This window comes from Serratia sp. X10 (genome assembly GCF_017811775.1).
GTDB lineage: Bacteria > Pseudomonadota > Gammaproteobacteria > Enterobacterales > Enterobacteriaceae > Serratia > Serratia ureilytica.
The window spans coordinates 99,065-117,088 of sequence record NZ_JAEIOH010000008.1 but is presented as its reverse complement, the minus strand read 5'-3'; the positions used below and the strand labels follow the sequence as shown (position 1 = coordinate 117,088).

Genomic DNA, 18,024 nt, shown 5'->3' with positions numbered 1-18,024 from the left:
AAAATGAAATGTTTCTTCTGTAATGTGATTTTATGAAAAATATATTTGTTTATAATCGCTTCACGTTTCAGGTTGTCGACTTCGTGAGCAGCGGGCATCGCCTGCTCAAGATAATAGCTGCCGCCGCGTAACACAAACACGGGATTGTCGGCTCGGCGCGAGCCCTTTCCGGGGCGGCCCTCAATCTAAAGGGTGAGTAAATGGGCAAGATCAGGCTAACCATGGCGCAGGCGCTCGTCAGATTTCTCGATAACCAGTATCTGCTGGCCGACGGGGTGGAAACCAAATTCGTCGCGGGCATTTTCGCGATTTTCGGCCACGGCAACGTACTGGGGCTGGGGCAAGCGCTGGAACAGGATAGTGGCGATCTGCGGGTACACCAGGGCCGTAACGAACAGGGGATGGCTCACGCGGCGATCGGCTTCGCCAAGCAGAAATTGCGCCGGCAGATTTACGCCTGTACCTCCTCGGTCGGCCCCGGCGCCGCCAATATGATCACCGCCGCGGCTACCGCCACCGCCAACCGCATCCCTTTATTGCTGCTGCCGGGCGACGTTTACGCTTCCCGCCAGCCGGATCCGGTGCTGCAGCAAATCGAACAGTCTTACGATCTCAGCATCAGCACCAACGACGCGTTCCGCGCGGTGAGCAAGTACTGGGACCGCATCGTGCGGCCGGAACAGCTGATGAGCGCCTGCATCAACGCGATGCGCGTGCTGACCGATCCGGCGGAAACCGGCGCGGTGACGCTGTGTCTGCCGCAGGACGTGCAGGGGGAAGCCTACGACTACCCCGACTATTTCTTCCAAAAACGCGTGCACCGGCTCGATCGCCGCCCGGCGACCGATGGCATGTTGGCGGACGCCTTGGCGCTGCTGACGGCCAAACGCAAACCGCTGCTGGTGTGCGGCGGCGGCGTGAAGTACTCGCAGGCCGGGCGGGCGCTGCGCGAATTCGCCGAGCGCTTCGGCATTCCGTTCGCCGAGACCCAGGCCGGCAAAGGCGCGGTGCCGAGCGATCATGAATTTAACCTCGGCGGCATCGGCGAAACCGGCTGCCTGGCGGCCAACACGCTGGCTCGACAGGCCGATCTGGTGATTGGCGTCGGCACCCGTTACACCGATTTCACCACCTCGTCCAAATGGCTGTTCCAACATCCGGACGTCAGCTTCCTCAATATCAACGTCAGCGCCTTTGACGCCGGCAAGCTCGACGGCGTGCAGGTGCTGGCGGACGCCCGCGAGGGCCTGAGCGAACTGGGTGCGCTGCTGGCGCAGGCTGATTATCGCGCCGGCTGGGGCGACGCCATCGCCGCGGCGCGCGGCGCCCAGCGTGAAGAGACCGAGCGTGTTTACGCGGTGGAATACAGCGGCGCAGGCTTTGTGCCGGAAATAGACGATCACCTCGATCGCGAACGGGTGTTCGCCGAATTTATCGCTCAGACCGACTCGGCGATGACGCAAAGCCGGGTGCTGGGGGTGCTGAACCGCGAGCTGCCGCCGGACAGCGTGATTGTGGCCGCCGCCGGCAGCCTGCCGGGCGACCTGCAGCGGGTGTGGCACAACCATGGCGAGCACGGTTACCACGTGGAATACGGCTACTCCTGCATGGGGTACGAGGTGAACGCCGCATTGGGGGTCAAGCTGGCCGAGCCGCAGCGCGAGGTGTACGCGATGGTGGGCGACGGCGCCTTCATGATGCTCCATTCCGAGCTGGTCACTTCGATTCAGGAAGGCTGCAAGATCAACGTGGTGCTGTTTGACAACATGACTAACGGCTGCATCAACAACCTGCAGATGGAACACGGCATGGACAGTTACACCACCGAATTCCGCTTCCGCAATCCACAGGGCGGCAAGCTCGACGGCAAGTTGGTGCCGGTCGATTTCGCCATGCTGGCGGCGGCTTACGGGTGCAAAACCTATCGCGTCACCACCGAGCAGCAGCTGCTCGACGCGCTGGCCGACGCCCGCAGGCAAACCGTTTCCACGCTGCTCGACATCAAAGTGCTGCCGAAGACCATGGTGCACAAGTACCTCAGCTGGTGGCGCGTGGGGGGCGCTCAGGTGGCCGACAGCGAGAAAATCGTCGCAGTGGCGCGCAAACTGCAGGAAAACATCGATAAGGCGCGCGATTACTGATTCGTTTTCGAACACAACACACTTTCCAGAGGGTAGCGAAAATGACTTTGAACATTGGGGTTATCGGCACCGGTGCCATCGGCCGCGATCATATCCGTCGCTGCAGCAAAGTTTTGCAGGGCGCCCGCGTCGTGGCGGTGAACGACATCAATCGCGACAACGCCGCCAAGGCGGTGAACGATCTGCAGCTGGATGCGCGGGTGTATGACAGCGGCCACGATCTGATCAAGGCCGCCGACGTGCAGGCGGTGCTGGTCACCTCCTGGGGGCCGAGTCACGAAGAATTCGTGCTGGCGGCTATCGCCGCCGGCAAACCGGTGTTCTGCGAGAAACCGCTGGCGGTGACCGCGCAGGGCTGCAAAAACATCGTCGATGCCGAAGCGAAGCACGGCAAGCGGCTGGTGCAGGTCGGCTTTATGCGCCCCTATGACCAGGGCTATCGCGCGCTGAAACAGGTGCTGGCCAGCGGCCAGATCGGCGAACCGCTGATGTTGCACTGCGCGCACCGCAACCCGACGGTCGGCGAGGCTTACACCACCGATATGGCGATCACCGACACCCTGATCCACGAAATCGACGTGCTGCGCTGGCTGCTCGACGACGACTATGTGTCGGTGCAGGTGGTGTTCCCGCGCAAGAGCCCGAAGGCGTTCCCGCATCTGAAAGATCCGCAGATTGTGCTGTTCGAAACCGCCAAAGGCACCCGCATCGACGTCGAGATTTTCGTCAACTGCCAGTACGGCTACGACATTCAGTGTGAAGTGGTGGGGGAAACCGGCATCGCCAAACTGCCGGAGCCGTCCTCGGTGCAGCTGCGCAGCGGCGCCCGCCTGTCGACCGAAATCCTGACCGACTGGAAGGATCGCTTTATCGACGCCTATGACGTCGAGCTGCAGGGGTTCATCAACGACGTGGCCGCGGGCCAACTGACCGGGCCTTCCGCCTGGGACGGCTACGCCGCCGCCGTGACCGCCGACGCCTGCGTGGCGGCCCAGCTCAGCGGCGAGATCGTACCGGTGACCCTGCCGGCGCGCCCGGCGTTTTACAACAAGCCATCGGCTTGAACCCTGTACCCACGATTGCAGAGGAGTGACCATGAAGATCGCTTTTGATGTCGACGTTATCCGGGATTTGGGCGTGACCAAAATGGTTCAGCAGGTGGCGGACTGGGGCTATAAGTACATCGAGCAGTCGCCGCACCCGCAGATCAACCCGTTTTACAAGCATCCGAAGGCCAGCCGCGAAATCATGGCGGAGTATAAAAACGCCCTGAAAGCGACCGGCGTGGAGATCTCCTCATTTATCGTGGTGTATCGCTGGTCCGGGCCGGGGGAAGATCGCCGCCAGGCGGCGGTCAAAAACTGGCGACGGATGATCGAAATCGCGGTGGAGATGGGTGTGCAGGTGATCAACACCGAACTGGCCGGTAACCCCAACGAGCCGGAGATCTGCGAGGAGCTGTGGTATCGCTCGATGGAGGAGCTGCTGCCGATCGTCGAGCGTGAGGGCATCCGTATGGAGATCCAGTCGCACCCGTGGGACTTCTGCGAGCTGAGCAACGAAACTGCCGATCTGGTGAAATCGCTGCGCAGCGACCACGTCAAATACCTCTACAGCGTGCCGCACACCTTCTACTACGACAAGGGGCAGGGCGACGTGGCCGGCATGCTGAAGTACGCCGGGGACGATCTTTCCCACGTGCTGATCGCCGACACCATGAACCACACCAAGCACTGCCGCTATATCGTCAACCCGCCGGGCGTTGACGCTGCGGTGCACCAGCATGTCGGCATCGGCGAAGGCGAGGTGAATTTCGACGCCCTGTTCCAGACGCTGCGCGACATGGAATTCGCCAACCGCAGCTTCAAGGTTGGCGGCGAATCGATCATCTGCACCTCGCTGTTCGGCTATCCGGAAAAGATGCCGAACCAGGCGGTGGCGACCCGAGAGCGCATCGAAAGAGAGCTGTTGGGCAACTAATCTTATTCGGCTCGCCGGCGGCGTTTGCACCGGCGGCCCTCCAAGGACCGAGGCAGACCATGAATAAAGACAACGTGAAATTGGCCATTGCGCCGATCGGCTGGACCAACGACGACATGCCCGATCTGGGCAAGGAAAACACCTTTCAGCAGTGCGTCAGCGAAATGGCGCTGGCCGGCTTCACCGGCAGCGAAGTGGGCAGCAAATATCCGCGCGATCCAGCGGTACTGAAGCCGATGCTGGATATTCGCGGCATCCAGATCTGCAACGCCTGGTTCAGCACCTTTTTCGCCGATGGTCAGAAAGACAAGACCATCGATGAATTTATCAACCACATGAATTTCCTGCATGCCATGGGTGCCAGGGTGATCGGCTGTTCCGAGCAGAGCAAGAGCATTCAGGGCACCACCAAAGGCGTGTTCGAAGAGAAGCCGTACTTCAGCGATGAAGAGTGGCGGCGGGTGGCCGACGGTTACAACGAGCTGGCGAAGATCGCCGCCGGCAAAGGCATGCAGGTGTGTCTGCACCACCACATGGGCACCGGCATTCAGACCACCGCCGAAATCGATCGCTACATGAGCATGGTCAACGACGACGTCTACCTGCTGTTCGATACCGGCCACGCCTACTATTCGGAAGGCAGCCAGCAGGCGATGATGGCGATCCTGGAGAAGTATCTGCCGCGCATCAACCACGTCCATCTGAAGGACGTGCGCGATGAGGTGGTGGCGGAAGTGAAGGCCAACAAGCTGAGCTTCCTCGACGGCGTGAAGAAGGGCACCTTCACCGTGCCGGGTGATGGCGTGATCGACTTCAGGCCGGTGTTCAAGCTGCTGGACGAGCGCGGTTACAAGGGATGGATGGTGGTGGAGGCCGAGCAGGATCCGGCGCTGGCCAACCCGTTCGAGTATGCGGTGAAAGCGCGCCGCTATATTCGGGAAGCCGCCGGCATTTAAGCGGTAAGGGCAATAAAACTCGAGGGGCGCTGCCAGCGCCCCTTTTTGATGGCGGCGCGTTAGCCGCCGAGCGTTCGCCAGGTGGCAACCTGGCTGCCCGGCCACGGCGTGGCGGCGTATACGCCACGGGCGATCGCCCGGGCCAGGGTGTCCGCAGCCAGCGCGCCGATCTGCAGCACCGCCAGTTCGCGGCTGCCCTGTACCTCGCGCTGCCCGGTGGACAGGGCGAACACCACGTCGCCGTCAAACGGGCTGTGCAGCGGGCGAATAGCGCGCGCCATGCCGTCTTGCGCCATGATGGCCACCCGTTTCAACTCCACGCGCGTCAGCGCCAGATCGGTGGCGATGCAGGCCAGGGTGGTGTTCTTTCTGCCGCCCTGCGGCTCTTGCACCATCCAGTCTTCGCCCTGAGCGCGCAGTTGCGCCAGCGCCGCCGCGCCGCCGTTGCCGAATTCACCGTCAATTTCATAGGGCGTCGCCCAAAAGGCGCGGGTGCCGGGCGCCACCACCGCTCCCAGGCTGTTCACCGCCACCAGCGCGCCGACGGTAGCGCCGTTGGCGGCGACGATAGACGCCGAACCGAGGCCGCCTTTCAGCTTGCCCATGCCGGTCATGGCGCCGTAGCCGGCGCCGACGGTGCCCAGCGGAAAGTCCAATCCAGCCTTGCCGACCGCGTCGATACCCAACTGGCGATACGGCGGCGTGAGCTGCCAGTTTTTGTCACCGCCGTTGGCCAGATCGTACAGGCAGGCGGTGGGCACGATCGGGGAGACCGGCACGCCGGGCGCTGGGCGCAGCGCGTAGCCTCGGCCCTGTTGCCCCAGCCAGGCCGCGACGCCGTCCGCCGCCGCCAGGCCGTAAACTGAACCGCCGCTGAACGTCAGCGCATCGATGGTTTGCACCAGATTGTCTTCGCCCAGGGCATCGGTTTCCCGGGTGGCGGGGCCGCCGCCGCGCACGTCCACGGCGGCAATCGCCGGGCTGTCCGGCAGGAGCACCGTCGCGCCGGTGCGCACCCGGCTGTCTTGCGCCACGCCGACCTTCAGGCCCGGCACATCGGTAATCAGGTTGCGGGCACCAGGGCGCCCGGTGGCGGAAGTTGGCATAGCGGCACCTAATGGGGTGAGGGGAGAGAACATGCCGGCGGCGGCGGTCAGGCCGGCCAGCGCTTGTAAAAAGGTTCGGCGATTGATGTTAAGGGGCCGGCGCAGTGGCCCCTGCGGGGGGATGAGATCACGCATCTGCGCGTGGCTGCCCGGAGCGCAGACGCGCCATATGGTAGGCATCGACCAGCACGCCGTCGCGCATGGCATAGGCGCGGCTGGTGCCCTCTATCTCGAAGCCGAATTTGCGGTACAGCGCGATGGCCGCCGGATTATCGGTGAACACCGTCAGTTCGATGCGCTCGATGGCCGCCCAGTTGTCGCACAGGTCGATCATCGCCTGCATCAGGCGGCTGCCGACGCCTTTGCCGTGGTAGCGCGGATCGACGCCGATGCCGAAGGTGGCGACGTGGCGGCGGCGAACGCGCTGATTCAGCATCACAACCAACTGGCCGGCAAGCTGCCCGTCGATGATGGCGGCCAGGTTATGCGTGCCCGGTTCGGGATTGGCGAGGCGCTTCTGCCAGGACTCGACGGACGGTAGCGGGAGCTGCAGCGTATCGCGGTAGACGGGCGTCTGAGAATAAAGATGATGCAGGGCCTGCGCATCCGTTGTTTCCACGTGGCGTATCACGATCTCGCTCATCTCGCTGCTCCTGTCGCTTACCGGTTGAATAACCTCTGAATTTATCCGTTTACTGCATTGAGTCAATATTATTTAAACGGGTCAAAAAAAACGCTTTACAGGTGCGAATGATAATGATTATTATTGCGATGCGTTCCGGGGAGGGCATCAACCCTTGATACTCTCGCTGCGAAGGCACGACATTGCTCACATTGCTTCCAGTGTTTACTTAGCCAGCTCGGGTGCTGGCTTTTTTTTTGCCATTTTTCAGCCGTTTCCGCCTTCAACAAATCCGCTGCCTATCCGCCGTTTCATTTCATCGAAATTTTTGAACAGAGGCATGAGTTTTTTACGCTTTCTTATTCTGCTGGCAGGACTAGACTGTAAAAAAACATTGAGGAGAGTTGAATATGATTTATGTACGTAAAGCGGAAGACCGCGGCCACGCCAATCATGGCTGGCTGGATAGCTGGCACACCTTCTCATTTGCCGATTACTACGATCCGAACTTTATGGGGTTCTCGGCGCTGCGGGTGATCAACGAAGATGTGATCGACGCAGGGCAGGGGTTCGGTACTCACCCGCATAAAGACATGGAAATCCTGACCTACGTGCTGAGCGGCACGGTGGAACACCAGGACAGCATGGGCAACAAGGAGCAGATCCAGGCCGGCGAATTCCAGATCATGAGTGCGGGCACCGGCGTGCGTCACTCCGAGTACAACGCCAATCAGGATCGTCCGTTGCACCTGTACCAGATTTGGATCATCCCGGATCAGGTCGGGCTGGAGCCGCGCTACGAACAGCGCATGTTCGACGCGCCGCAGGGCCGTCAGCTGGTGCTGTCGCCGGATGCGCGTGACGGCTCGCTGAAAGTGTTCCAGGACATGACGCTGTCGCGTTGGGCGCTGAATAAAGGTGAGCAGGCAGAATACGCGATCGACGCCGGCCGCCGCATTTGGATCCAGGTGGTGCGCGGCAAGGTCTCGGTCAATGGCCAGGCCGCCGGCATCAGCGACGCGTTTGCGGTGTGGGATGAATCGGCGCTGACGATTCAGGCCGACGAAGAGAGCGAAATTCTGCTGTTCGATCTGCCGCCAGTGTGATTAAGCGGTAAATATCAAGGGCTCACGGTGTGGGCCCTTGAGGTGAGTGATTCGCCTGCCGACGTTGCCTGACTTAACGCCGGCAAAACATATAAAAACAAGGAAAATCAATTTATTGATTTTCGGCTGATCGTCACAAAGGGGGAGAAATCATGCTTTTTCCCCCTTTGTCTGCGTATGAAGGGCTCACGGTGTGAGCCCTTTTTGCGTTGGCCGTCGCATAACCGACAATATCGGCGCGCCGTTTTTTTTGCTAAAATGACTGCCCATTCACGGTTAGTCAGTTCATTGATAATGAAGAAAAAACGGCCGGTACTCCAGGATGTGGCGGACAAGGTGGGCGTGACCAAGATGACGGTGAGCCGTTATCTGCGCAATCCCGACCAGGTTTCCGCCGCCCTGCAGCAAAAAATCGCCGTCGCGCTGGATGAGCTGGGCTACATCCCCAACCGCGCGCCGGACATTCTCTCCAACGCCACCAGCCGGGCGATTGGCGTGCTGTTGCCGTCGCTGACCAACCAGGTGTTCGCCGAAGTGCTGCGCGGCATCGAAAGCGTGACCGACGCGCACAACTACCAGACCATGCTGGCGCACTACGGCTATCTGCCGGAGCGTGAAGAAGAGCGTCTGACCTCGCTGCTGTCTTACAATATCGACGGTTTGATCCTGTCCGAGCGCCACCACACGCCGCGCACCCTGAAGATGATCGAGGTGGCGGGCATTCCGGTGGTAGAGCTGATGGACTGCATCTCGCCGTGCATCGATCTGGCGGTGGGATTCAACAACTTCGAGGCGGCGCGCCAGATGACGCAGCAAATCATCGCGCACGGCCACCGTCACGTGGTCTACTTCGGCGCCCGTCAGGATGAACGTACCATCATCAAACAACAGGGGTATGAGCAGGCGATGCGTGAATCCGGCCTGGAGCCGTACAGCATCATGACCGCGCGGTCTTCCTCCTATTCCGCCGGCGGCGAGCTGCTGCGCCAGGCGCAGCGCGATTATCCGCAGATCGACAGTATCTTCTGCACCAACGATGACCTGGCGATCGGCGCGGCCTTCGAGTGCCAGCGACAGGGGCTGTCGATCCCGCAGGACATGGCGATCGCCGGTTTCCACGGCCATGACATCGGTCAAGTGATGGTGCCGAAGCTGGCCAGCGTGCTGACCCCGCGCGAACGCATGGGGCAGATCGGCGCCGAGCGCCTGCTGGCCCGGCTGCGCGGCGAAACGGTGTGCCCGCGCATGGTGGACGTCGGTTTCACCGTGATCCCAGGCGGCAGTATCTGAGCCATTTTAACGTTCTGTTTTAACACCCTTTCTTTTTGCAGCGCGCCCTGAAGCGCGCTGGTTATCCTGCCTGTAAGCCCGCCGCTCGTTGCCGACATAAGTTTGATCTCTGTCCCAGAACGCGAATTTTAGCCGCTTACCCGGTTCCGAGGGTTAGGTTGTTACCGGTATCATGATACCGGTAACAACGAGTGGGCGGTCATCTTGCTGCAAGACTGAACCTCTGAATCAACAACACCTACAGCTCTTCTTTAACACCGGGAAAGAGCCTAAAAATAAAACAACCGCACGCTTTACGCCTATCGTAAAGAGAGTCGCGATAAAAGGTTGGAGAAAAACTATGCCATTAGTGATTGTTGCAGGCGGCGTAGCGCTGCTGCTGCTGCTGATGATCCGCTTCAAGCTGAACGGCTTTATCTCTCTGGTTCTGGTTGCTCTGGCGGTCGGGATTGCACAGGGGATGCCGGTCGATAAGGTCATCGGCTCCATCAAGGCCGGCGTGGGCGGCACGCTGGGCAGCCTGGCGCTGATCATGGGCTTCGGCGCCATGCTCGGCAAGCTGCTGGCGGACTGCGGCGGCGCACAGCGCATCGCCACCACGCTGATCGACAAGTTCGGCAGAAAACACATTCAATGGGCGGTGGTGCTGACCGGTTTCACCGTCGGCTTCGCGCTGTTCTACGAAGTGGGCTTCGTGCTGTTGCTGCCGCTGGTGTTCACCATCGCCGCCTCCGCGCGCATTCCGCTGCTGTACGTCGGCGTGCCGATGGCCGCCGCGCTGTCGGTGACCCACGGCTTCCTGCCGCCGCACCCGGGCCCGACCGCTATCGCCACCATCTTCCATGCCGACATGGGTAAAACCCTGCTGTACGGCACGCTGCTGGCGATCCCGACGGTGATCCTGGCCGGCCCGGTCTATGCCCGCTTCCTGAAAGGCATCGACAAACCGGTGCCGGAAGGCCTGTACAACCCGAAAACCTTTACCGATGCGGAGATGCCGAGCTTTGGCGTCAGCGTCGCCACGTCGCTGGTGCCGGTGATCCTGATGGCGCTGCGCGCGGTCGCTGAAATGGTGCTGCCGAAGGGCCACAGCCTGCTGCGCTTCGCCGAGTTCTTCGGTGACCCGGTGATGGCGACCCTGATCGCCGTGCTGATCGCTATCTTCACCTTCGGCCTGAACCGCGGCCGCACCATGGATGAAGTGATGGGCACCATCACCGATTCGATTAAAATCATCGCCATGATGCTGTTGATCATCGGCGGCGGCGGCGCCTTCAAGCAGGTGCTGGTGGACAGCGGCGTCGAGAAGTACATCGCCGGTCTGATGGAAGGCAGCAACGTTTCGCCGATCCTGATGGCCTGGTCGATCGCCGCCGCACTGCGTCTGGCGCTGGGTTCCGCCACCGTGGCGGCAATCACCGCCGGCGGCATCGTGGCGCCGCTGATCGCCACTACCGGCGTCAGCCCTGAGCTGATGGTGATTGCGGTCGGTTCCGGCAGCGTCATCTTCTCGCACGTCAACGATCCGGGTTTCTGGCTGTTCAAGGAGTACTTCAACCTGAGCATCATGGAAACCATCAAATCCTGGTCGGTGCTGGAAACCATCATCTCGGTGTGCGGCCTGGTGGGCTGCCTGCTGCTGGCGACGGTCGTATAATCTTTATCCGGCGCCCTGCGGGGCGTCGGCGTTCCAAAGTATCTTTATCAGTCGGGACGCATTTGGCGCGTTTGCGCCAGTTCCCATAAGGGCATGACACAATGAGCAATCCGCAGAATCACGTATTTATCCTGATGGGCGTGTCCGGCAGCGGCAAATCCGCCGTCGCCAGCGCCGTCGCCCGCGAGGCCGATGCCGCCATGCTGGACGGCGATTATCTGCATCCGCGCGCCAACATCAACAAGATGGCTGCCGGGCATGCGCTGGACGACAACGATCGCGCGCCGTGGCTGGCGGCCTTGAACGACGCCATCTTCGCCATGCAACGCACCAATCCCGTGTCGCTGCTGGTCTGCTCGGCGCTGAAGAAAAGCTATCGCGACCGCCTGCGCGAAGGGAATAGCAACCTGCATTTCCTCTACCTGAAAGGCGACAAGGCGGTGATCGAGGAGCGTCTGAAGCAGCGCAAAGGTCACTTCTTCAAACCGCAGATGCTGGTTTCGCAGTTCGCCACGTTGGAAGAGCCGGGCGAGCAGGAGCCGGATGTGCAAGCGATCGACATCAACCAGCCGCTGGACGGCGTGGTCGCCGATACGCTCGCCTATATTCGCCGCGTTACCGCCCGCTGAGCGCGGGCCGTTGTCGGCGCCGCCAGGCGCCTACAGCTTCATGTAAGCCCGCACGCCGTCCAGGAACATCTGGGTCGACAGCATCACCAGAATCAGCCCCATCAACCGCTCCAGCGCGCTGACGCCTTTGCTGCCCAGCAGGCGCAGGAACAGGTTCGACATCAGCAAAATGGCCGCAGAGAGGCCCCAGGCGATCAACAGCGCCGCCACCAGATGGGGCATCTGATGCGGATACTGGTGCGACAGCAGCATCAATGCAGCCAAAATCGACGGCCCGGCCACCAGCGGGATCGCTAGCGGCACCAGGAACGGCTCCTCGCCGGCGGACAGCCCGGAGCTGTTTCCTTCCTGCGAGGGGAAAATCATCTTGATGGCGATCAGAAACAGGATGATGCCGCCGGAAATGGAGACGGTTTCGGTGCGCAGGTTGAGGAACGCCAGAATTTTCTCGCCGGCGAACAGGAAGATCAGCATCAGCAGCAGGGCGATCAGCAGCTCGCGGATCAACACCACGCGGCGGCGGCGCGGTTCCAGGTGTTTGAGCACCGACATGAAAATCGGCAGGTTGCCCAGCGGATCCATAATTAAAAACAGCAATACCGTAGCGGAAATCATCTCTGTCATGCTGACCTCGTGATCGGGAAAACGCCTCGGCCTTTTCGGCCGCGTCCTTGCCTATAAGAAGGATTGCTGAGAAATCCCCAGCCATCGAATAAATTCACTTTGCGCCCGCGCCGACATTTTGTAAGGTGAGGAGATATTGCACACAACTCGTTATCACCTAATAAGCCCTTATCCGGGCGGGACACAGATATTATGAAAAACGTTGGTTTCATCGGTTGGCGCGGAATGGTCGGCTCGGTTCTCATGCAACGCATGACGGAAGAGCGCGATTTCGACGCCATTCGCCCGGTCTTTTTCTCCACCTCGCAGCACGGTTCTGCCGCGCCGGCCTTCGGCGGCCAGCAGGGCACGCTGCAGGATGCCTATGACATCGACGCCCTGAGCGCGCTCGATATCATTATTACCTGTCAGGGCGGCGATTATACCAACGAAGTTTATCCTAAGCTGCGCGCCAGCGGTTGGCAGGGTTACTGGATCGACGCGGCCTCGTCGCTGCGCATGCAGGATGACGCCATCATCATCCTGGATCCGGTCAACCACGCGGTGATTCAGCAAGGTCTGGACAAAGGCATCAAAACCTTCGTCGGCGGCAACTGCACCGTCAGCCTGATGCTGATGTCCCTCGGCGGCCTGTTTGCCAACGATCTGGTTGAGTGGGCGTCGGTCGCCACCTACCAGGCTGCCTCCGGCGGCGGCGCGCGCCATATGCGCGAATTGCTGACCCAAATGGGCATGCTGCACGCCGACGTGGCGAAAGAGCTGCAGGATCCGGCCTCCGCCATTTTGGATATCGAGCGCAAGGTGACCGAGGCGACCCGCAGCGGCAAACTGCCGACCGACAACTTCGGCGTGCCGCTGGCCGGCAGCCTGATCCCGTGGATCGACAAGCAGCTCGACAACGGCCAGAGCCGCGAAGAGTGGAAAGGCCAGGCGGAGACCAACAAGATCCTCAATACCGGCAGCGTGATCCCGGTCGACGGTCTGTGCGTGCGCGTCGGCGCGCTGCGCTGCCACAGCCAGGCGTTCACCCTGAAACTGAAAAAAGACGTGTCGCTGCCGGAAATCGAGCAGATGCTGGCGACGCACAACGACTGGGTGCGCGTGATCCCCAACGACCGCGAGCTGACCATGCGCGAACTGACGCCTGCGGCGGTGACCGGCACGCTGAATACGCCGGTCGGCCGTCTGCGCAAGCTGAATATGGGGCCGGAGTACCTGTCGGCGTTCACCGTGGGCGACCAACTGCTGTGGGGCGCGGCCGAGCCGCTGCGCCGCATGCTGCGTATCCTGCTGTAAACCCATACTTCCTGGGGGCTGAGCGCTTTCAGCCCCCTAACGCTTTATTTTCCGCTTTTTTGTTCGCTGCGCGCCGCGTCGGGCAGCGTTATCGCAAGCCTCGTTTCATTGGGCTGTATCCCGCATCTCTTCTCGTCGGCCGCCGCATGCAGATGCCGTCAGGCTGGCAGTTTTCTTAATGAAGAATTTTCCTCACCAATGCCGAGCAGTTTTTAACAGACATTGGCTATGCTTAACGCAGGGGTGAACGCTTTTTCACCATGACTGAAATATTTCAAAAAATAAGCATAAAGAGCGAAATTCAGGTCGGCAGAGTAAAGATTGGTCAATAACCGACCGCAATCACGCTTTAGAGTCCGAATGCATTGCATGATGACCAAAACGGCCAAGGAATAACCAACAAGCCGTGCTTAGATCATGCTGTTAATCTAAGGAAGAAGACTATGCCTGTACTTCCCGATCGTGACGTGATTGATCAGATCATCTCCGGCCATTACGCCGATCCCTTTGCTCTGCTTGGCATGCATGCGACCGATAACGGTCTGCAGGTGCGCGCGCTGCTGCCGGACGCCGGCGCAGTCTGGCTGGTGGAACAGCAAACCGGCCGGCGGCTGGTGCAGCTGAACTGCGACGATCCGCGCGGTTTCTTCAGCGCCGTGGTGCCGCGGCGAAAAAATCCTTTCCGCTATCAGCTGCAGGTCAGCTGGCGCGATCATCAACAGATCGTCGACGATCCCTACCGGTTTGGCCCGCTGCTGCAGGATATCGACAGCTGGTTATTGGCCGAAGGCACGCACCTGCGCCCCTATGAACGGCTGGGCTCTCACCTCGTCACGCTGGATGGCGTCGACGGCGTCAGCTTTGCGGTCTGGGCGCCCAACGCGCAGCGCGTCTCGGTGGTGGGGGAATTCAACTTCTGGGACGGCCGCCGCCATCCGATGCGTCTGCGGCGTGAGAACGGCATCTGGGAGCTGTTCTTGCCCGGCGTACGGGCCGGGCAGCTGTACAAATATGAAATCGTCGATTGCTATGGCAATACCCAACTGAAAGCCGATCCTTACGCCTTTGAGGCGCAGATGCGCCCGGATACCGCCTCTCTGGTGGCGCCGCTGCCGGAGGTGGTGCCGTCGACGCCGGAGCGCCGCCGCGCCAACGATTTTGACCAGCCGATCGCCATTTACGAGGTGCATCTCGGCTCATGGCGCCGCCACACCGATAACCACTTTTGGCTCAGCTACGGTGAACTGGCGGTGCAGCTGATCGACTATGTAAAGGACATGGGATTCACCCATATCGAGCTGCTGCCGGTCAACGAGCACCCGTTCGACGGCAGCTGGGGCTACCAGCCGCTGGGGCTGTATGCGCCGACCCGGCGTTTCGGCACGCCGGCCGACTTCAGGGCGTTTGTGGCGGCGGCGCATGAGGCGGGCATCAACGTGATCCTCGACTGGGTGCCGGGGCACTTCCCCAGCGACGCCTACGGCCTGGCGAATTTCGATGGCACTGCGCTGTACGAATACGCCGATCCGCGCGAGGGTTACCATCAGGACTGGAATACGCTGATTTACAACTACGGTCGCCACGAGGTGCGCAACTACCTGGCGGGCAACGCGCTGTATTGGCTGGAGCGCTTCGGCATTGACGCGCTGCGGGTGGATGCGGTGGCGTCGATGATCTATCGCGACTACAGCCGCGCTGACGGCGAGTGGGTGCCGAATTACTACGGCGGCAACGAGAATCTGGAGGCCATCGCCTTCCTGCGTTATACCAACCAGACTATCGGCCAGGCGGAGCCGGGCGCGGTGACGCTGGCGGAGGAATCCACCGACTATCCCGGCGTCACCCTGCCGCCGGACGCCAACGGCCTTGGGTTCCACTACAAATGGAACCTCGGCTGGATGCACGACACGCTCAATTACATGAAGTGCGATCCGGTGCACCGCAAGTATCACCACAACCAGATGACTTTCGGCATGCTGTACGCCTATACCGAGAACTTCGTGTTGCCTATCTCGCACGATGAAGTGGTGCACGGCAAAAAATCGGTCCTCGACCGTATGCCGGGCGACGCCTGGCAGAAATTCGCCAACCTGCGCGCCTATTACGGCTTTATGTGGGCGCATCCGGGCAAGAAGCTGCTGTTTATGGGCTGCGAATTCGCACAGGGGCGCGAGTGGAATTTCGATACCAGCCTCGACTGGCATTTATTGGAAGGGTTGGATAACTGGCATAACGGCGTGCAGCGGCTGGTGCGCGATCTGAACCACTGCTACCGGCAGCAGGCGCCGCTGTATGAGCGCGACTACTTCCCGGATGGCTTCGAGTGGCTGGTGGTCGACGATCACGATAACTCGGTGTTCGCCTTCGCGCGCTACGATTCGCAGGGCAATGAGCTTATCGCCATCAGCAACTTTACCCCGGTGCCGCGCTACCGCTACCGCATCGGCCTCTCGCGCGCCGGTGACTACCGCGAGATCCTCAATACCGATTCGCACCACTATCACGGCAGCAACGCCGGCAATCAGGGGCGGGTCTCTTCCGAAGCGGTCGGCAGCCACGGCCGCGACTTCTCCATCTGCGTAACGCTGCCGCCGCTGGCGACCATTTATCTGCTGCGGGAGGCGCCATGACGGAGTTGACGGCCGGCCTCGCCGCGCCGCTGGGCGCGCATTACGACGGCGAAGGCATCAACTTTACCCTGTACTCGGCGCACGCCGAGCGGGTGGAGCTGTGCCTGTTCGACGGCCAGCAGCGCGAAGTGCGCCTGCCGCTGCCGGCGCGCAGCGGCGATATCTGGCATGGCTACTTGCCGGGCGGCAGGCCGGGGCAACGTTACGGTTATCGGGTCTACGGCCCGTTTGACCCGGCGAACGGGCAGCGTTTCAACCCCAACAAGCTGGCGCTCGATCCGGCCGCGCGCGCGGTGGAAGGGCCGGTGGCGGATCACCCGCACCTGCACGGCGGTTACGAGCAGCCGGACCCGCACGACAGCGCGGAGCTGATGCCGAAGTGCGTGGTGGTGGACGAACAGTATGACTGGCAGGACGATCGCCCGCCTGCCACGCCCTGGGGACAGACGGTGATTTACGAAGCGCACGTGCGCGGCCTGACGCTGCTGCACCCGCAGATCCCGCCGGCGCTGCGCGGCAGTTTCGCCGCATTGGGGCACCCGGTGATGATCGCCCACTTTAAACGCCTCGGCATCACCGCGCTGGAACTGCTGCCGGTGCAGCAACATACCTCCGAACCGCGCCTGCAGCGGCTGGGGCTGATCAACTATTGGGGCTATAACGTGCTGGCGCCCTATGCGCCGGACAACCGCTACGCCAGCCTGAGCACCGATGCCACGCCGCTGAACGAATTGCGCGATGCGGTCAAGGCGCTGCACAAAGCCGGCATCGAGGTGATCCTCGACGTGGTGTTCAACCACAGCGCCGAGCTGGACAGGGACGGGCCGATGCTGTCGCTGAGCGGCATCGATAACCTGAGCTACTACTGGCTGACGCCCGAAGGGGACTATGTCAACGACACCGGCTGCGGCAACACGCTGCGGCTCGATCAGCCGCAGGGCGTGGCCTGGGTGATGGATTGCCTGCGTTTTTGGGTGCGGGAGTGCCACGTCGACGGCTTCCGTTTCGATCTGGGCAGCGTGCTCGGCCGCACGCCGGGGTTCGATCGCGATGCGCCGCTGTTCCAGGCGATGTTGGCGGACGATGTGCTGTCGCGCTGCAAGCTGATCGCCGAGCCCTGGGACGTTGGCCCCGGCGGCTATCAGGTGGGGGCGTTTCCTGGCCGCTTCGCCGAATGGAACGATCATTACCGCGATGACATGCGCCGTTTCTGGCTGCAGAGCGGCGTGTCGCTCGGCCAGTTCGCCCGGCGTTTTGCCGCTTCCAGCGATCTGTACGATCAGCGCGGGCGAGCGCCTTACGCCACCGTCAACATGCTGACCGCCCATGACGGTTTTACCCTGCAAGACGTGGTCAGCTTCAACGAGAAACACAACCAGCTGAACGGCGAAGGCAACCGCGACGGCAGCGATCGCAATTTCAGCAACAACCACGGCGTGGAAGGCCTGGTCGCCGACGACGCCATTGTGCAACGCCGCAGGGCCAGTCAGCGGGCGATGCTCGCCACGCTGTTGCTGTCCCAGGGAACGCCGATGCTGCTGGCCGGCGATGAACAGGGACACAGCCAGCAGGGGAACAACAATGCCTATTGTCAGGACAACGCCACCACCTGGCTCGATTGGGCCACGGCGGACGACGCGCTGACCGATTACGTCGCGGCGCTGATCGCGCTGCGCCGCCAGATCCCCGCGCTGCAGCAGGACCGCTGGTGGCAGCAGGACGACGGCAGCGTGCAGTGGCTGAACGCGCAAGGCCAGCCGCTCGACGCGCAGCAGTGGGAGCAGGGCGAGCCGCTCATGCAGATCCTGCTGTCGCAGCGCTGGTTGGTGCTGGTCAACGCCACGCCGCAAACGATGGAGATGAGGCTGCCGGAAGGCGATTGGCAGGTTGTCGCCCCGTTCATTCAGGAAGACTCACGGGCGGTATTGCCCGCCTGGCACCAGGCCGCGCGCTCGGTTTGCGTACTGGTACAGAAATAATAAAAGGA

The 18,024-nt window shown here is 61.5% G+C and carries 14 protein-coding genes; 11 read left to right on the top strand and 3 right to left on the bottom strand.

Annotation, left to right across the window (positions count from 1 at the left end):
- The first annotated feature begins 200 nt into the window (after positions 1 to 200).
- The 4 genes from iolD to iolE are packed head-to-tail and all read left to right on the top strand — an operon-like array spanning position 201 to position 5,077.
- Positions 201 to 2,141 (top strand): 3D-(3,5/4)-trihydroxycyclohexane-1,2-dione acylhydrolase (decyclizing), encoded by a 1,941-nt coding sequence (gene iolD, locus J9788_RS21485; protein ID WP_182265700.1) that lies wholly within the window; start codon positions 201 to 203, stop codon positions 2,139 to 2,141.
- A gap of 41 nt (positions 2,142 to 2,182) precedes the next feature.
- On the top strand, positions 2,183 to 3,205 hold the full coding sequence (locus J9788_RS21480) for a Gfo/Idh/MocA family protein (RefSeq protein ID WP_182265701.1): 1,023 nt from the start codon (positions 2,183 to 2,185) through the stop codon (positions 3,203 to 3,205).
- A 31-nt stretch (positions 3,206 to 3,236) separates the two neighbouring features.
- A complete protein-coding gene (locus J9788_RS21475) occupies positions 3,237 to 4,121 on the top strand; it encodes a sugar phosphate isomerase/epimerase family protein (RefSeq protein ID WP_046898685.1) in 885 nt (294 codons plus the stop codon).
- A 59-nt stretch (positions 4,122 to 4,180) separates the two neighbouring features.
- Positions 4,181 to 5,077 (top strand): myo-inosose-2 dehydratase, encoded by an 897-nt coding sequence (gene iolE / locus J9788_RS21470; protein ID WP_046898686.1) that lies wholly within the window; start codon positions 4,181 to 4,183, stop codon positions 5,075 to 5,077.
- Between the two features lie 59 nt (positions 5,078 to 5,136).
- Here iolE and J9788_RS21465 read toward each other — a convergent pair whose 3' ends face one another.
- Both J9788_RS21465 and J9788_RS21460 read right to left on the bottom strand, forming a co-directional pair.
- On the bottom strand, positions 5,137 to 6,318 hold the full coding sequence (locus J9788_RS21465) for a P1 family peptidase (protein WP_182265702.1): 1,182 nt from the start codon (positions 6,316 to 6,318) through the stop codon (positions 5,137 to 5,139).
- Positions 6,311 to 6,826 carry a GNAT family N-acetyltransferase gene (locus tag J9788_RS21460; RefSeq protein ID WP_046898688.1) on the bottom strand — a complete coding sequence of 172 codons (516 nt, stop codon included), beginning with the start codon at positions 6,824 to 6,826 and terminating at the stop codon, positions 6,311 to 6,313. Before J9788_RS21460 ends, J9788_RS21465 begins: the two co-directional genes overlap by 8 nt.
- Before the next feature lie 389 nt (positions 6,827 to 7,215).
- On the opposite strand from J9788_RS21460, the gene J9788_RS21455 reads away from it, so the two are divergent.
- The 4 genes from J9788_RS21455 to gntK all read left to right on the top strand — a co-directional run bounded on the left by J9788_RS21455 (position 7,216) and on the right by gntK (position 11,487).
- On the top strand, positions 7,216 to 7,911 hold the full coding sequence (locus J9788_RS21455) for a pirin family protein (RefSeq protein WP_033651758.1): 696 nt from the start codon (positions 7,216 to 7,218) through the stop codon (positions 7,909 to 7,911).
- Positions 7,912 to 8,205: 294 nt separating this feature from the next.
- Entirely contained in the window at positions 8,206 to 9,201 is a 996-nt protein-coding gene (gene gntR / locus J9788_RS21450) for a gluconate operon transcriptional repressor GntR (RefSeq protein WP_182265703.1), read from the top strand.
- A 340-nt stretch (positions 9,202 to 9,541) separates the two neighbouring features.
- Positions 9,542 to 10,858 (top strand): gluconate transporter, encoded by a 1,317-nt coding sequence (gntT, locus tag J9788_RS21445; RefSeq protein ID WP_004930830.1) that lies wholly within the window; start codon positions 9,542 to 9,544, stop codon positions 10,856 to 10,858.
- A 101-nt stretch (positions 10,859 to 10,959) separates the two neighbouring features.
- Positions 10,960 to 11,487, top strand: a complete 528-nt coding sequence (gntK, locus tag J9788_RS21440) for a gluconokinase (protein ID WP_046687937.1) — start codon at positions 10,960 to 10,962, stop codon at positions 11,485 to 11,487.
- A 30-nt stretch (positions 11,488 to 11,517) separates the two neighbouring features.
- On the opposite strand, the gene J9788_RS21435 is transcribed toward gntK, so the two are convergent.
- Positions 11,518 to 12,111: a YhgN family NAAT transporter gene (locus tag J9788_RS21435; protein WP_182265704.1), complete on the bottom strand. Its 594-nt coding sequence runs from the start codon at positions 12,109 to 12,111 to the stop codon at positions 11,518 to 11,520.
- Positions 12,112 to 12,303: 192 nt separating this feature from the next.
- Between J9788_RS21435 and asd the strand changes: the two genes are divergently transcribed.
- The 3 genes from asd (at position 12,304) to glgX (ending at position 18,016) form a co-directional block, all read left to right on the top strand.
- Positions 12,304 to 13,407, top strand: a complete 1,104-nt coding sequence (gene asd, locus J9788_RS21430; protein WP_016930397.1) for an aspartate-semialdehyde dehydrogenase — start codon at positions 12,304 to 12,306, stop codon at positions 13,405 to 13,407.
- 443 nt (positions 13,408 to 13,850) lie between these two features.
- Positions 13,851 to 16,037 carry a 1,4-alpha-glucan branching enzyme gene (glgB, locus tag J9788_RS21425; RefSeq protein WP_182265705.1) on the top strand — a complete coding sequence of 729 codons (2,187 nt, stop codon included), beginning with the start codon at positions 13,851 to 13,853 and terminating at the stop codon, positions 16,035 to 16,037.
- The gene (gene glgX / locus J9788_RS21420) at positions 16,034 to 18,016 is read left to right on the top strand and encodes a glycogen debranching protein GlgX (protein ID WP_182265706.1); all 1,983 of its coding nucleotides are present in this window, start codon (positions 16,034 to 16,036) and stop codon (positions 18,014 to 18,016) included. The genes glgB and glgX overlap by 4 nt, the downstream gene beginning before the upstream one ends.
- Positions 18,017 to 18,024: the final 8 nt, after the last annotated feature.

Excerpts from the sequence above, each read along its gene's own strand:
- iolD (WP_182265700.1), top strand. The coding sequence starts at position 201 with ATGGGCAAGATCAGGCTAACCATGGCGCAGGCGCTCGTCAGATTTCTC.
- J9788_RS21480 (WP_182265701.1), top strand. The coding sequence starts at position 2,183 with ATGACTTTGAACATTGGGGTTATCGGCACCGGTGCCATCGGCCGCGAT.
- J9788_RS21475 (WP_046898685.1), top strand. The coding sequence starts at position 3,237 with ATGAAGATCGCTTTTGATGTCGACGTTATCCGGGATTTGGGCGTGACC.
- iolE (WP_046898686.1), top strand. The coding sequence starts at position 4,181 with ATGAATAAAGACAACGTGAAATTGGCCATTGCGCCGATCGGCTGGACC.
- J9788_RS21465 (WP_182265702.1), bottom strand. The coding sequence starts at position 6,318 with ATGCGTGATCTCATCCCCCCGCAGGGGCCACTGCGCCGGCCCCTTAAC.
- J9788_RS21460 (WP_046898688.1), bottom strand. The coding sequence starts at position 6,826 with ATGAGCGAGATCGTGATACGCCACGTGGAAACAACGGATGCGCAGGCC.
- J9788_RS21455 (WP_033651758.1), top strand. The coding sequence starts at position 7,216 with ATGATTTATGTACGTAAAGCGGAAGACCGCGGCCACGCCAATCATGGC.
- gntR (WP_182265703.1), top strand. The coding sequence starts at position 8,206 with ATGAAGAAAAAACGGCCGGTACTCCAGGATGTGGCGGACAAGGTGGGC.
- gntT (WP_004930830.1), top strand. The coding sequence starts at position 9,542 with ATGCCATTAGTGATTGTTGCAGGCGGCGTAGCGCTGCTGCTGCTGCTG.
- gntK (WP_046687937.1), top strand. The coding sequence starts at position 10,960 with ATGAGCAATCCGCAGAATCACGTATTTATCCTGATGGGCGTGTCCGGC.
- J9788_RS21435 (WP_182265704.1), bottom strand. The coding sequence starts at position 12,111 with ATGACAGAGATGATTTCCGCTACGGTATTGCTGTTTTTAATTATGGAT.
- asd (WP_016930397.1), top strand. The coding sequence starts at position 12,304 with ATGAAAAACGTTGGTTTCATCGGTTGGCGCGGAATGGTCGGCTCGGTT.
- glgB (WP_182265705.1), top strand. The coding sequence starts at position 13,851 with ATGCCTGTACTTCCCGATCGTGACGTGATTGATCAGATCATCTCCGGC.
- glgX (WP_182265706.1), top strand. The coding sequence starts at position 16,034 with ATGACGGAGTTGACGGCCGGCCTCGCCGCGCCGCTGGGCGCGCATTAC.